The sequence below is a fragment of the Cerasicoccus frondis genome (assembly GCA_031296915.1).
GTDB classification, from domain to species: Bacteria; Verrucomicrobiota; Verrucomicrobiia; order Opitutales; family Cerasicoccaceae; genus Cerasicoccus; species Cerasicoccus frondis.
The window spans coordinates 1-12,273 of sequence record JAVDPC010000055.1 but is presented as its reverse complement, the minus strand read 5'-3'; the positions used below and the strand labels follow the sequence as shown (position 1 = coordinate 12,273).

The window sequence follows — 12,273 nt, the reverse complement described above, 5'->3', positions numbered from 1 at the left end:
ATTTCAATCACGGGCTTCCAGCCCGCTCAATCAAAGCCGCCTTGCGCTGCATCCAATCTCTACCCCACCTGACTCGGTCAATCTAGATGAAAAGTGCTCTCTAGAGGCGACTTAAAATTGCGCTAAATGGTTGGCAATTTCTTTTGCGTCATAGGCAGTTATCTCTATACTGTGCTTCTTCGCGTATGATTCCTCTTTCGATCCTTGGCAAAGCGCTGTTTTGGTTCTTTGCGTTTTCCAGTATTGGCTATGCGCAGCTTTCGCGTGATCTGACTGACTTGCAGAAGCGCTATCGCGAAGCGCGGGCGGATGCATTGACCTACCTGCACACGCGAAGCGTTGCGGTGAATGGCCAAGTGGAGCAGGGGGGGGCGGCTTTAAATTTTGAGCTGATCCAACGTGAAAGTGGCGAGATACGCTATACACTAAATACGCCGGAGGGCTTGGTGATTCAAGTGTTCGATGGCAAAGACGGCTGGCGTTGGGTGTCTGGTAAACCAAGCCTGGGCGTCACTCGGCTGACCGATAAGCAATTGCGCTTCTTCCGGCTGAATAACGCCTTTTATTCCCCCTTTGAACTCCCCGAGAGCTATGCTTTTACGCCGAAATACCTGGGAGTTGAAGCGAAAGATGGGGGAAGTCCCGAGCACCACGTGCAATTGGTCAGCACCCGTTTCGGCGATGTTTTGGATATCTGGATCGATGCGAATAATTTTCTGGAAACGCGTCGGCATTATCGACCTTCGCTGGAGGCAACGCCCTTAGTCATGGTGTTCAATGAATATCAGGAGGCCGATGGTTTCCGTGCGCCCTTCAAAGTGACAACGTCTTTTCAAGGTGACACGTTGGCGACGGCCCAGGTCGATGAGGTAAGTCGCAATTCTGGCATGCTGAGTTTCTATTTTACCAAGCCTTCTTCCTACAAGGTCGTCGCTAATCCTCGCTGATGTTCACCAGCTTTAGGCGCCAAGCTCGTTGCTCGTTTGGCCCGAGGTAGGACGCGGGGACTGCCGTTTCGAGAGATTCTCCAGACAGATTGGTAGGCTCGATGGCCAAGTGATGCGCATTCCCCCAAACCCCACGAGACAGCCAGATTGCCATATATGGCAACGAGTCGGTGTCTGAAACCAACGTAAGCCCAGCGCCTGTTTGGGTATTATTAAGCGTCACTTGAGAATCTCCAGGGGCGTCAGAATACAGCTTGATCCCGGCCTTCGGAACGTCTCCCAGTGAAAGCGTGGACAAATCGACTCCCTGCGCTTCACCGGGCCAACTCAACGTGTCGCCAGCGCCCAGGTCCGGCAGGCCCGGCGCACCCATAACGCGAAATTCTGCGGGCGGACTGGAGATCAGAAATTCATCGCCTGCTTCGATGTTAAACAAGGGGTGCCAGGCCCACAGAAAGGGAAGCGCCTTCCCTGACGTATTCGTTACGGTGATTTCGATCGTAATCTCTCGCCCATCCAAGCTCAGTTCCCGTTTGTAATCGATTGGCATGGACTCCAGCGAAACCTCAGTGCGGATGACGCCCTGTTGGAGAGCGGCACAGTCCCATTTCGTTTTGCTGGACCATAATTCACCGTGCCCTGGCAACTGACGGTCGTCCCATTCTTCGGCAATCAGGTTTGGGAACAACTCATCTGCGCCGATTAAATTACCATGGCCGAACTGCTCTGCTTCCAGCAAGTGGCGGTCTTCTTCTCGAGACCACAGCCATTCGCGTCCAGACACTTGATCAGCGAGAGAGATTAGCTTGCCGCCCAAATCAGGAACGACCTCGACGGACCAATAGTCATTGCGCAATCCCAATACTTCAAAGCCGTCTTGTTTGCGCTGATAAGTTTGGTCTGCGGGCAGCTCTTGAACGCTCAGACAGGCGAACAACGAAAATACAACGAAATGCTTAATCATAAAATCCATGGGGTCGGATGATTCAGGAAGAAACCGTTATAGCTGCCCCGGGCTTTGTAAAGTAATATCTCCTCACGCCATTGAGAGCTGGTTAACTGTAAATGATTATATTTGCTTGTTTTTGTTGGTTTATGGGTTTGCCATTGCTTCGCCAGCAATGCGACCAGTCGTCCAGGCGGCCTGAAAATTGAAGCCGCCGGTAATGCCGTCGATATCGATGCATTCGCCAGCGAAGTGCAAGTTGGGCACAAGCTTGCTCTCCATCCGCCGCCAATCGATTTCCTTGCGACACAGCCCACCGCAGGTCACGAATTCGTCCTTGTTCGTGGTTTTTCCCTGCACTTGGTAGCGTCCGTCGATTAGCTCGTTGAGTAGCGCGGTTTCCTGCTCCTTGGGGAGCTGGGCCCAGCGCGTGTCTTCCGCAATGCCGCAAACGCTGACCAGGCGCTCCCACAATCGTCGTGGCAAGCCCTCAAACACCTTGCCCAGCACGTTGCTTTTGCCTGACCTCTTGCGCAGACGATTAAATTGCTCGCGCACCTGATTTTCGGTCATCGCGCCCAGCCAGTTGATTGCGATTTCAAAGTGGTAATTGCGCTCCTGCAGCGCCCGCGCTTCCCATGCCGACAAGCGGAGTATTGCCGGACCGCTGAAGCCACGGTGGGTGACGAGGATTGGGCCCGTTTGCGCTTTACCACCGTCAACGACTTTTACGCTGGCTCCTTGCACCGAAAGACCCGCCAGACCATGCGTGCGCTTATCGGCGACATTAAAGGCAAACAACGAAGGCGCCAGCGGCTCGATTTGATGCCCCAACGATTCCAGCGCACGCATCAAAGGCGACGCCTTGAGCGAGCCCACCGCCACACAAACCGCGTCAGCTTGCGCCATGCCGCCGTCCGTGAGCTCAAGTTGAAAACCACCAGTTTCTTGCACTGCAAGTGATTTCAGCCCGACGCCCTTGAGTCGGGTGATGCCGGCCTCTTGCGACGTCTGCAGAAAGCAATCGATGATCGTCTGCGATTCATCGGTTACTGGAAACATGCGGCCATCATCCTCACGCTTGATCTTCACTCCACGCTCGGCAAACCAGTCCAGCGTATCCTGCGGCTGCCAGCGATGAAACGACGCCCGTAATTCACGCGCGCCCCGTGGGTAACGCGTTGAAAGCTCCTTGGGATCAAAGCAGGCATGCGTAACATTGCAGCGACCACCGCCGGATATCTTGACTTTGGAGAGCCATTTCTGCCCGCGTTCGTAGATGGTGATCTGTGCGTCAGGATTGGTCTCCGCCGCAGTCAACGCAGTAAAAAAGCCCGCCGCCCCACCGCCAATGATGGCCAGGCGCCGCCTTTTTCCCTGATGCGAATGGAGATCCTGCTTTTGATTGCTCATCCGCATTGTGTTTGAGGGGCGCGCGGGGCAATGACAAGCCCGGAGCTGCATTCAGTAGATTCCTAATACGGTGGCGGCGAATTCTCCAAACAGTGCTTGTCGGCAGGCGGCAATCCTCCGAGACTGCGCGCATGACTCAACCTGCCACCCAAGACGAGCAACACGCCGAAGACTGGATTATCTGTGGACGCGCGGCTGTGGACGCCGTTTACAAAAACCGCCCCAAAGCGCTGCGCAAACTATGGCTAACAGAGGAAAATCTCGGCGTCATGGGGGAAGTCTGCTCCTTTCTGGCCGACGAAAAGCGCTCCTACTCGACTCAAACCTATGACCGGCTGACCCGTGTCGTGAAGCACCCGAACCACGATGGACTCGTCGCCTTCATCGATCCGCCGCTCAAGCCCCAGTTTCAAATTTCACACCTTGTCGATTGGCAGAAAAGCGGCGAGCCCTTGCTGATTATTGACCAAGTAGCGGACCCCCTTGAGTTTGGCCGTTTGCTCAAGGTCGCAGTGAGCTTTAATATGCGGCGCGCCATTGTCACCGACACCCCGTTGCAGGCTCCGGTAGATGGCGCCGTTTACTCCGCCAGCCAAGGCGCTCTAGAGCACATTCGCTGCTACAAGATTGGTCGGCTTGTGCCGCTTTTTAAGCCGATGGAAAAGTATTTTCTCTCGATAGGCGTGGGAGGGTCCGGCGCCAGCCGCCCCAACTGGGCCAAGCCACTGCGGGCGCCTGGGCGCTCAGCTGCGCTCATCGTCAGTGACCGCCCCGAGGGCTTGGACAAACGTCTGGTTCCGCTTTGCGAGCACCGCATTTACGTGCCAACCAAAGGCCCTCTGCCACTGGCGCCTTCAGAAAATCTGGCGACGCTGCTCGCCTGGCTCACCGTTGAAGGCAAGCAAGGCAAGGATCGCGGATTCCGCGCCCGGCAAGCCGCTAAAAAGGCCGAAAAAGGTAAGTAGCACCCCTAGCGAGAGGCCCATTGCGCGCCTTTGACGATGAAATCCCACACAAATGGGTGCGCGTCGTATTCCTTGGGATCGTGGCCCAATGCACAGTAAAATACCCGGCCCGCGCCCCAGCTTTTGGTCCAGGCAACCGGCATATCAACTGTTTTGCCTTCGTAAAGGTAATCAGACGCGAGCAGGACATCGATTCCCGGATCGACGACCAAGTAGTATTGCTCGGAATTGTAGGGAAACGAAGCGGGCACGGCATCGAGTAACGCATGTTCAGGCTGCGTAACGCGAACCGTATAGTCGCCCACATGTGGATGAGAAACGAACTGTCCACCCAGCATCATGCAATACGTCAGCGCGCCGCGAAACGCATCCCCAGATCCGTGGGCGGCGGCGATTCCAACACCGCTGTGCACCGCATCAGATAACGCCTTCTCCTGCTCGGACGTAATTTTTGCCATCGTCACGCAGGGGACGATCAAATCGTAACGAGCCAATTGCGCCGCGTCATCCAGGCAATCAAGGCCAGCGGCGAGCGTTACGTCGTATCCGCTTTGAGCTAGCGAATCAGCAAAACATTGAGCAACTGTCAGGGGTTGATGGCCTTCCCAGCCACCATAGAAAACAAGGGCATGCTTCGACATAACCAACGGTGTGATGCACTCAGGATAAGCTTGCAATCAAATAGGGTTGCCCGAAGCCAAACCACCAGTTGAGTGATAATATGGCTCAGCCAACACGCTCCCTGAAAGGAGCGATTAATGGTGAGTTCGCAAACTGAATTTCCACATTTTACGATGACCCAGAGACCGAATATCTTGCTCCTCGTCGCCGAAGACACAGGCCGCCACCAAGGCTGCTATGGCGACCCTGTCAATTGTACGCCTGCCATTGACTCCATCGCAGAAAACGGCGCACGCTATGCCAATGCCTGTTCGACCGCGCCGGTTTGCGCGCCGAGTCGATCCGCTTTGATCATGGGCAAAACGGCGTTTTCCCAGGGTGCGCACCACATGCGCTCAACCCTCAAAAACCCGCCTCAGCTGTTCACGGAAGCGCTGCGCGAAGCTGGGTACTACGTCAACTGGAGCAATAAGACCGACTTCAATTTCGAGCCCCGCGAATCCTTTGCCGACGAGCGTTGCAACTGGTTTGATGCACTGGCGGGAGGGGAGCTTAAGGCTCAGCCGTGGCTGCTCTACCACAACTTCGAGATCACTCACGAAAGCCGCATGTGGCCGGAAAAATCTAAGAAGGACGTTGCGCCTCATCTTCAGGAAGCAGAGCGCGTTGATCCATCCACCGTGCCGGTCCCTGCCTACCTCGCCGACACGCCAGAAATTCGGGCTGACATCGCCCGCTACTATGAGTCACTCATTTTACAGGATAAGCAAATTGCGCGGGCTTTGGACGCACTGGAAAAGTCCGGGCAGCGGGACAACACGATCATCATTTATCTGAGTGATCATGGGCGTGGACTCCTCCGCGAGAAGCGCTGGTTATACGACGCAGGCGTCCACCTGCCACTCATCGTCAACGCCCCCGGTCTTACCCGATCCGGCAGTGTTTGTGAAGAGCTGGTGAGTTGGCTGGATATCTCCGCCACCATCCTTTCACTGTGTGGCGCCAAGCAAATCGAGGGGGCGCAGGGCCGCATCTTCCTCGGCCCGGATAAGCAGCCGGAGCCGAATTATATTTATGCCGGTCGTGACCGTATGGACGAAGTGTTCGACCGCATTCGCATGGCCCGCAGTCGTAGGTATCATTACATTCGAAACGACTTTCCTGAACTCCCCTGGGCCTTGCGCCTCAGCTATATGGAGGAGCAGGCAACCACCCGGCAAATGCGCCAGTTGAACCTGGAAGGAAAGCTGAACGCCGCGCAATCAGCTTGGTTCGCAACCCAAAAGCCCGCTGAAGAGCTCTATGACATCGAGCGTGATCCCGATTGCGTTCATAATCTGGCGGACGATCCTGATTTTGCGGAGATTCTCAAGTCTCACCGTGAAGCCTTGACTGAGTTTCTCGAACGAACCGGTGACCTTGGCCTGCAGTCGGAAAGCGAATTAATCAATGAAGGTCTCGTGGAGAATTGCTTGCCGGAGTATTATCAGCGTGTTGGCGCCCTGCCGGTGGAATTGCGCATTGGTGGCATTGACGAAGCTCCAGTCGAAATGCCGTGCCCGGTTAAAAATACTGAGGAATATTGAACGCTGGAAGTCCTCTTACTGTCAGAAAGGAGAGGTCAAAATTTAAATTTCGGCAGTTTCCGCCGATAATCGACTCAGCAGCATTTTAACCCCGGGACCTAATCACCCGAGCATCGTCTGCGCCTCCAGCCCGCAAATGTGAGGCGCGGCGACTGAAGGCCTCCGCTTGAATTCTTCGAGCGGAGGTTGTTCGTGTCTAGAGCACTTTTCATCTAGAGATAAATAAAGTGCACCATTAGGTTGCGCAGGCCGCGTGCGCTCGCATGTTGAAAACGTGTCCAACCCCAAACGCATAGCCATTACCGGCGCGACCGGTCTCGTAGGAACCGCTCTGTGCAAGCTGCTGCGTGAGCGAGGAGATGCAGTCATACCGATATCCCGAAAACAGCAGCCGGGAGGCGTCGTGTGGGATGTCGCGAAGGGGATTTTCCCCGCTGAGTCATTGAACAATGTCGATGCGGTAGTCCACTTGGCTGGCGCTGGCGTAGCCGATGAACGCTGGACTGATGAACGTAAGCAAGTGCTGCGCGACAGCCGCATCCAAAGCGCTCAACTGCTGGTGGACGCGATGCGTAAAGTCGACCAGCCGCCGAAAGTCTTGATCAGCGCCTCGGGAGCAGGTTACTACGGGCCCAAGCCTGGCAAGGAAACCGATGAAACCGCACCATTGGGCAAAGGATTTCTGGCCAGCATTTGCCGAGATTGGGAAGCCGCCGCCGAAGAAGCGGCCTCGGTTGGCGCGCGTGTAGCCATTGCGAGATTTGGCGTTGTGCTCTCGCCCGATGGCGGCGCGCTTGAGCGATTGTTGACTCCATTTAAATTGGGCGTAGGCGGGCCCGTCGGCGATGGCAAACAGCGCATGGGGTGGATCGCCTTAGACGACGCCGTGAATGGCCTCGTCTTCCTCCTCGACCATCAGGACGCCAGCGGAGCTTACAATTTTAGCTCGCCGGAGATCGTATCGAACAAGCAGTTCGCCGAAACGCTTGGGCAAGTCTTGAACCGTCCAGCGAAAGTTCCTGCGCCGCGATTGGCGCTCAAGCTGGCTTATGGCGAACTGGTTGATGAAACGCTCTTTGCGGATCAGCCAACGGTTCCCCGCCGGCTGCTGGAGGCGGGTTTTCGATTTCAATACCCCAATCTGGACGCCGCGCTGGGGCACATGCTCAAATAATTTATGGCGAACGACTCAATCGACCTCCTTGTAATCGGCGCTGGCATTGCCGGACTCCTTGCGGCGCGTGAACTCACCGACAAGCATGGCCTGCGGGTGGCTATTCTCGACAAGAGCCGCGGCGTCGGTGGACGCATGGCGACCCGTCGCGATGGCGATGCGACTTACGACCACGGCGCGCAATTCTTCTCCGTGACGGAGCCCCGTTTCAAGGCTTGGGTGGACCAATGGCTCCGGCAAAGAGTCGTGAAGCTGTGGTTTGACCAGTTTGCCAACGAGGCGCCAATGCTCCGCTACGCGGCGGTCCCCTCCATGACCGCAGTGGCCAAGAAACTCGTGGAGGGGCTGGAGCTGCATCGGAAAGCCAAGGTCGTCTCGGCGACCTATGCCAGCGAGGAGTGGGTTCTTAAAACCGAAGACGGGAATATCTTTCGCGCGCCCAAGCTGCTGATCAATGCACCAGTTCCGCAGGCGCTGGAAATCCTCGATGCAGGCGGGGTTTCGCTGAATGCGGATGATGACGCTTTCCTGCGCTCGATCCAATACGCCAAGACCATCGCGGCGATGGTCGAACTCGATGGTCCGAGCGGGCTTCCTGCTCCTGGGCGTCTAAAATTAAACCCGCCGGAGCCGGTATCCTGGATCGCGGACAACCAACTGAAAGGCGTATCAGACTTGCCCGCAGTCACCATCCACAGCGGTCATGCCTTTGCCGAGCAATACTTTGACGAGCCCGACGCAGTGCGTCTGCCGATCCTTGTCGAGGCGGCAAGACCTTACTTGAAGTCTAAGATCACATCAGCCAAAGGACACCGTTGGAAGTACGCCCATCGCCTGACTGAGCATGATCGCGATTATTTTGCGGCTGCGTCACTCGGCCTCTGGATGGCGGGCGACAGTTTCCATGCGCCCAAAGTGGAAGGCGCCGCGATGTCCGGCCTACTGGCGGCCGATGATATTGCCGCTTCCGCCTAATCGCTGTCGCCGGTAAGCCTTTAAAAGTTCTATGCCCGCGCCTGTGCATTTGTGGTATGAGTATTGCCGCAACGTGGTAAAGCACGCTGTTATTCGAGGCGAATTTAGGTAACTTGGCGAACGAACGAACACCTCATGCCCGCATACTACATTATCCCGGCATTTGCGGCGGCGCTCTATGCGCTGTCGTCGATGTTTAGCAAACGCGCCTTACAAGAGGGGGTGGGGATGCTGCGCTTGGCGTTCGTGTCCAACATTTGCCTGTTCCTGGTCTTTGCTCCGCTGATTTTACTCGACGACTCACCGCCGAACTGGGACGAAATCCACTGGCCGTTGTTGGCTGGAACCGGCTTCTTTCTGGGCAACGTGCTGACGTTTGCCGCCATCCGCTTTGGAGACGTCTCGATCCAGGCGCCGATGATGGGGACCAAGGTCGTCTTTGTTGCGGCGTTCAGCGTGCTCATTGGAGCGGGGCCCGTGCCCGTGACATGGTGGATCGGCGCCGGCATGACGGCCATCGCGATTTTCCTGCTGGGTTTTTCAGACTGGTCTAATCGCCATGCCGTCTGGAAAACAGCGCTGCTCGCCTTGGCCTCATCTGCGGTCTTTGGCCTGACGGACGCCCTCGTCATGAAGTACGCCAAGGTCTTCAGCCCGGGCTGGTTTTTGTCGGCCATCACGACGGTCATGCTGGTTGAGTCTCTGCTCCTGATTCCATTTTTCAACGGGCGTTTGCGAGACATACCCCGCCGTGCGTGGCCCTGGCTGTTGGGCGCGGCGTCGATCATGGCGATTCAGTCAGCCTGCCTGGGCTCAGCTTTGGCGTTTTTTGGCGATGCGACGGCGCTGAACATTATTTACGCATCGCGCGGCCTCTGGGGGATCGTGTTCGTCTGGCGCATTGGCAGTTGGTTCGGCAACCGGGAAAGCGATGCAGGCAATCAGGTAATGGGCCGCCGTCTAGCAGGCGCGCTGATGCTGGTGGCCGCCATTGCCCTGGTGCTGATTTAGCGTTGCGCTGCTGACGGAAGGGGCTACGGTCTACCGCTTTTCTTCAACCGTAACACAGCTATGGCCACCTATAAAACACTTCCCGGATTCCGCGACTTCTACCCTGAAGATTGTTCGCTGCGCAATCACCTGTTTTCGGTCTGGCGGCAAACTTCGAAGCGCTTCGGTTTTCAGGAGTACGACGGCCCAGTCCTGGAATCTCTTGAGCTGTTGACCGCCAAGAGCGGCGAAGAAATCGTCGGCCAGCTATTTAATTTCGAAGACAAAGGCGGGCGTCAGGTCACGCTGCGACCAGAGCTGACCCCCACGCTCGCGCGCATGGTTGGGGCCAAAGCCAACGCCTTGCCCCGGCCGGTTAAGTGGTTTAGCATAGGTGAAAATTTCCGTTACGAGCGCCAACAAAAAGGCCGCCTGCGCTCTTTCTACCAGTTTAACGCCGACATCCTGGGCGAGGCTGGCGTTATCGCCGATGCCGAGGTGATCGGTCTGCTCGTTGAAAGCCTGTGCAATCAGGGGCTCCGCGCGGGTGAATTCATTGTCCGCCTGAGCGATCGCAATCTTTGGTATTACTTCATCGAGAGCCTCGGTTTCACGGGCGAACAAGCCATGGGCGCCTTGGGGGTCATTGATAAAATGGAGCGCATTCCGCCGGAGAAATCCGAAGCTGCGCTGGCTGAGCTCGGTGCTGCAAACCCCGCCGCCACGCTCAAGGCGATCAGCGATTTTCAGGAGTTAGCCGACGTCTGCGCGATCCAGGCTTACCTCGAAAAAATGGACCTGGATGAAGCGGCGCGCGAAAAGCTCAATACCCGCCTCGACGCTTGGCGCGAACTGCTCTCCCTGCTTGTCGCCGCAGGCTTGGATAACTTTATCAAGGTTGATCTGCGCATCGTTCGTGGACTGGCTTACTACACCGGTTTCGTCTTCGAAGCCTTCCAAACCGTTGGCAAAGGCCGCGCCCTCGCCGGTGGCGGTCGCTACGATGACCTCATCGAAAAGCTGGGTGGCGCCGCCATGCCCGCAGTAGGCTTCGGCATGGGCGACGTCACGCTCCGGGACTTACTGGAGGAGGTCAACCGGCTGCCAAAGCTCATCGACAAGGCTGACATTTACATGGTCTACAGTGGTGACGACGCCTTTAAAACCGCACTGGCCGACGCCTACGCACTACGTCGTCAGGGGCTGCGCGCCGAGCTCAATTACAAGGGGGTTGGCATGGGCAAGCAGTTTAAGCAGGCCTCTGCCTCTGGGGCGGATTTCGCCTTGGTGTATGGTCCGGAGGAGCTCGCGCAGGGCATCGTGCAGGTGAAGCACATGCGCTCGGGCGAGCAGCAAAGCGTGCCTGCCAATCAGCTAGTGGGGAGCGTTCTTGCCCTATGGCGTGAGGGGTGATTACCGCCGAGCATGAGGGACTGAGCAGCCCGCTTCTGCATATTTTGCAAACTATCTGCTAATAATATGTTTACCCACCTCATTAGTGTATCTATGATGGGAATTCGTATTGTCATTCATTTTTTCAGCTGATACTCAATGGTGACAATTACATTACAAGGCAGGCATGAAGCTAAAAAGTTTAATCGGAATTCTATTTGTCGGAGTGGTCGGCTACGTGGGCTACACCTACTTGGTGTCCAATTTTAGCTCCGAGGCCATGGTCTATAAGCGATATGCGGATGCTTTGTTGGATGCGGAACCCAGCCGCATCAAACAATTGGTTACGTCGCCAGCGGTATTGGAGCCTTTCAAGGCCCGCGAACAGCGAAAGGATTTTGTCAATGGCGACATTCGTTTCACGTGGTATAATTTTAAAGACAAGACCAAGTCTGAAGATGGAAACACCGTGACCTTGGTTGTGCTGCAAAACATGCGGGTCGATCCGCCGGGGCAAGATACGTTTTATGGGACTGAAGTGCGGACTGACCGCCATACCGTTACCCTGAAAAAGTTCCAGTCTTCATGGCAGGTTGATAGTTTTTCGGACACGCCTACGACTCAGTATAAGGCCAGTCAGAGCAGCAGATGACTTGGCTGCAACAAAACCTGAAGGTCGCCTTGGTCGCGATTATTCTGGCGGCAGTCGCGTTGTTTTTTATCGTTTCAGGCGAATCTGGACCGGAGGCGGAAATCTATGCCGTGCTCGATGAAATCTGCGAAAAGCTCTCCTACGACTCCCCCCCAGGCAAGCTCTCCCAACTGACGGACGCCAAGTCGATGGCTGGCTACTTTACGGAAAGCCCTTACCTCATCGCCTGGCCTGGACGGGGCGCTGTCACCAGCCGCGATGCCGTATCCGGCTTGTTCATGTATATTTTTTCCTACGCCAGCAAGGCGAACGTTTCGATGTCCAGCCGCCAAGTCACGATCGATGGCAACCGCGCGATTGTCACGACCACCATTACCGGCAAAGCCACCGTGGCTGGAGACTCCGAGCGACACTCGGGGCGCTATCGCATCGAAATGGAAAAAGTTGATGGCGATTGGCTGATCTCGTCGGTCGAGCCTTTGAGCTGATGTGGTTTCAGTGAAGGCTATTCATGGTGTTCCCGGCATCCCCGGGCGCTAGAGCACTTTTCATCTAGATTGGCCGATCAGGCCGCAGTGATTTTTCGTGTCCAGCAAGGCGGCTTGAGCGTCG

General features: G+C 56.1%; 12 protein-coding genes. 9 read left to right on the top strand and 3 right to left on the bottom strand.

Annotation, left to right across the window (positions count from 1 at the left end; translation table 11 throughout):
- Positions 1 to 185 precede the first annotated feature (185 nt).
- Positions 186 to 947: a hypothetical protein gene (locus RBB63_RS23245; protein ID WP_309387802.1), complete on the top strand. Its 762-nt coding sequence runs from the start codon at positions 186 to 188 to the stop codon at positions 945 to 947.
- Here the strand turns inward: RBB63_RS23245 and RBB63_RS23240 are convergent.
- Complete coding sequence (locus RBB63_RS23240; RefSeq protein ID WP_309387801.1) at positions 934 to 1,911, bottom strand: aldose epimerase family protein; 978 nt, start codon at positions 1,909 to 1,911, stop codon at positions 934 to 936. The two genes, RBB63_RS23245 and RBB63_RS23240, sit on opposite strands and share 14 nt — an antisense overlap.
- Before the next feature lie 129 nt (positions 1,912 to 2,040).
- On the bottom strand, positions 2,041 to 3,306 hold the full coding sequence (locus RBB63_RS23235; protein WP_309387800.1) for a BaiN/RdsA family NAD(P)/FAD-dependent oxidoreductase: 1,266 nt from the start codon (positions 3,304 to 3,306) through the stop codon (positions 2,041 to 2,043).
- A gap of 131 nt (positions 3,307 to 3,437) precedes the next feature.
- On the opposite strand from RBB63_RS23235, the gene RBB63_RS23230 reads away from it, so the two are divergent.
- On the top strand, positions 3,438 to 4,271 hold the full coding sequence (locus RBB63_RS23230; protein ID WP_309387799.1) for an RNA methyltransferase substrate-binding domain-containing protein: 834 nt from the start codon (positions 3,438 to 3,440) through the stop codon (positions 4,269 to 4,271).
- A 5-nt stretch (positions 4,272 to 4,276) separates the two neighbouring features.
- Here RBB63_RS23230 and RBB63_RS23225 read toward each other — a convergent pair whose 3' ends face one another.
- Entirely contained in the window at positions 4,277 to 4,912 is a 636-nt protein-coding gene (locus tag RBB63_RS23225; protein ID WP_309387798.1) for a ThuA domain-containing protein, read from the bottom strand.
- A gap of 153 nt (positions 4,913 to 5,065) precedes the next feature.
- Between RBB63_RS23225 and RBB63_RS23220 the strand changes: the two genes are divergently transcribed.
- The 7 genes from RBB63_RS23220 (at position 5,066) to RBB63_RS23190 (ending at position 12,149) form a co-directional block, all read left to right on the top strand.
- Positions 5,066 to 6,478, top strand: coding sequence for a sulfatase family protein (locus RBB63_RS23220; RefSeq protein WP_309387797.1), 1,413 nt, complete (start codon positions 5,066 to 5,068; stop codon positions 6,476 to 6,478).
- 274 nt (positions 6,479 to 6,752) lie between these two features.
- A complete protein-coding gene (locus RBB63_RS23215; RefSeq protein WP_309387796.1) occupies positions 6,753 to 7,652 on the top strand; it encodes a TIGR01777 family oxidoreductase in 900 nt (299 codons plus the stop codon).
- Between the two features lie 3 nt (positions 7,653 to 7,655).
- The gene (locus RBB63_RS23210) at positions 7,656 to 8,627 is read left to right on the top strand and encodes an NAD(P)/FAD-dependent oxidoreductase (protein WP_309387795.1); all 972 of its coding nucleotides are present in this window, start codon (positions 7,656 to 7,658) and stop codon (positions 8,625 to 8,627) included.
- A gap of 135 nt (positions 8,628 to 8,762) precedes the next feature.
- Complete coding sequence (locus RBB63_RS23205) at positions 8,763 to 9,638, top strand: EamA family transporter (protein ID WP_309387794.1); 876 nt, start codon at positions 8,763 to 8,765, stop codon at positions 9,636 to 9,638.
- A 60-nt stretch (positions 9,639 to 9,698) separates the two neighbouring features.
- Positions 9,699 to 11,030: a histidine--tRNA ligase gene (gene hisS / locus RBB63_RS23200; RefSeq protein WP_309387793.1), complete on the top strand. Its 1,332-nt coding sequence runs from the start codon at positions 9,699 to 9,701 to the stop codon at positions 11,028 to 11,030.
- A gap of 166 nt (positions 11,031 to 11,196) precedes the next feature.
- The gene (locus RBB63_RS23195; RefSeq protein ID WP_309387792.1) at positions 11,197 to 11,661 is read left to right on the top strand and encodes a hypothetical protein; all 465 of its coding nucleotides are present in this window, start codon (positions 11,197 to 11,199) and stop codon (positions 11,659 to 11,661) included.
- Positions 11,658 to 12,149 (top strand): nuclear transport factor 2 family protein, encoded by a 492-nt coding sequence (locus RBB63_RS23190; protein WP_309387791.1) that lies wholly within the window; start codon positions 11,658 to 11,660, stop codon positions 12,147 to 12,149. Before RBB63_RS23195 ends, RBB63_RS23190 begins: the two co-directional genes overlap by 4 nt.
- Positions 12,150 to 12,273: the final 124 nt, after the last annotated feature.

Bases quoted from the DNA above. Each gene is read 5' to 3' on its own strand.
- RBB63_RS23220 (WP_309387797.1), top strand. From the start codon at position 5,066: ATGACCCAGAGACCGAATATCTTGCTCCTCGTCGCCGAAGACACAGGC.
- RBB63_RS23225 (WP_309387798.1), bottom strand. From the start codon at position 4,912: ATGTCGAAGCATGCCCTTGTTTTCTATGGTGGCTGGGAAGGCCATCAA.
- RBB63_RS23190 (WP_309387791.1), top strand. From the start codon at position 11,658: ATGACTTGGCTGCAACAAAACCTGAAGGTCGCCTTGGTCGCGATTATT.
- RBB63_RS23230 (WP_309387799.1), top strand. From the start codon at position 3,438: ATGACTCAACCTGCCACCCAAGACGAGCAACACGCCGAAGACTGGATT.
- RBB63_RS23195 (WP_309387792.1), top strand. From the start codon at position 11,197: ATGAAGCTAAAAAGTTTAATCGGAATTCTATTTGTCGGAGTGGTCGGC.
- RBB63_RS23210 (WP_309387795.1), top strand. From the start codon at position 7,656: ATGGCGAACGACTCAATCGACCTCCTTGTAATCGGCGCTGGCATTGCC.
- hisS (WP_309387793.1), top strand. From the start codon at position 9,699: ATGGCCACCTATAAAACACTTCCCGGATTCCGCGACTTCTACCCTGAA.
- RBB63_RS23235 (WP_309387800.1), bottom strand. From the start codon at position 3,306: ATGAGCAATCAAAAGCAGGATCTCCATTCGCATCAGGGAAAAAGGCGG.
- RBB63_RS23205 (WP_309387794.1), top strand. From the start codon at position 8,763: ATGCCCGCATACTACATTATCCCGGCATTTGCGGCGGCGCTCTATGCG.
- RBB63_RS23240 (WP_309387801.1), bottom strand. From the start codon at position 1,911: ATGATTAAGCATTTCGTTGTATTTTCGTTGTTCGCCTGTCTGAGCGTT.
- RBB63_RS23245 (WP_309387802.1), top strand. From the start codon at position 186: ATGATTCCTCTTTCGATCCTTGGCAAAGCGCTGTTTTGGTTCTTTGCG.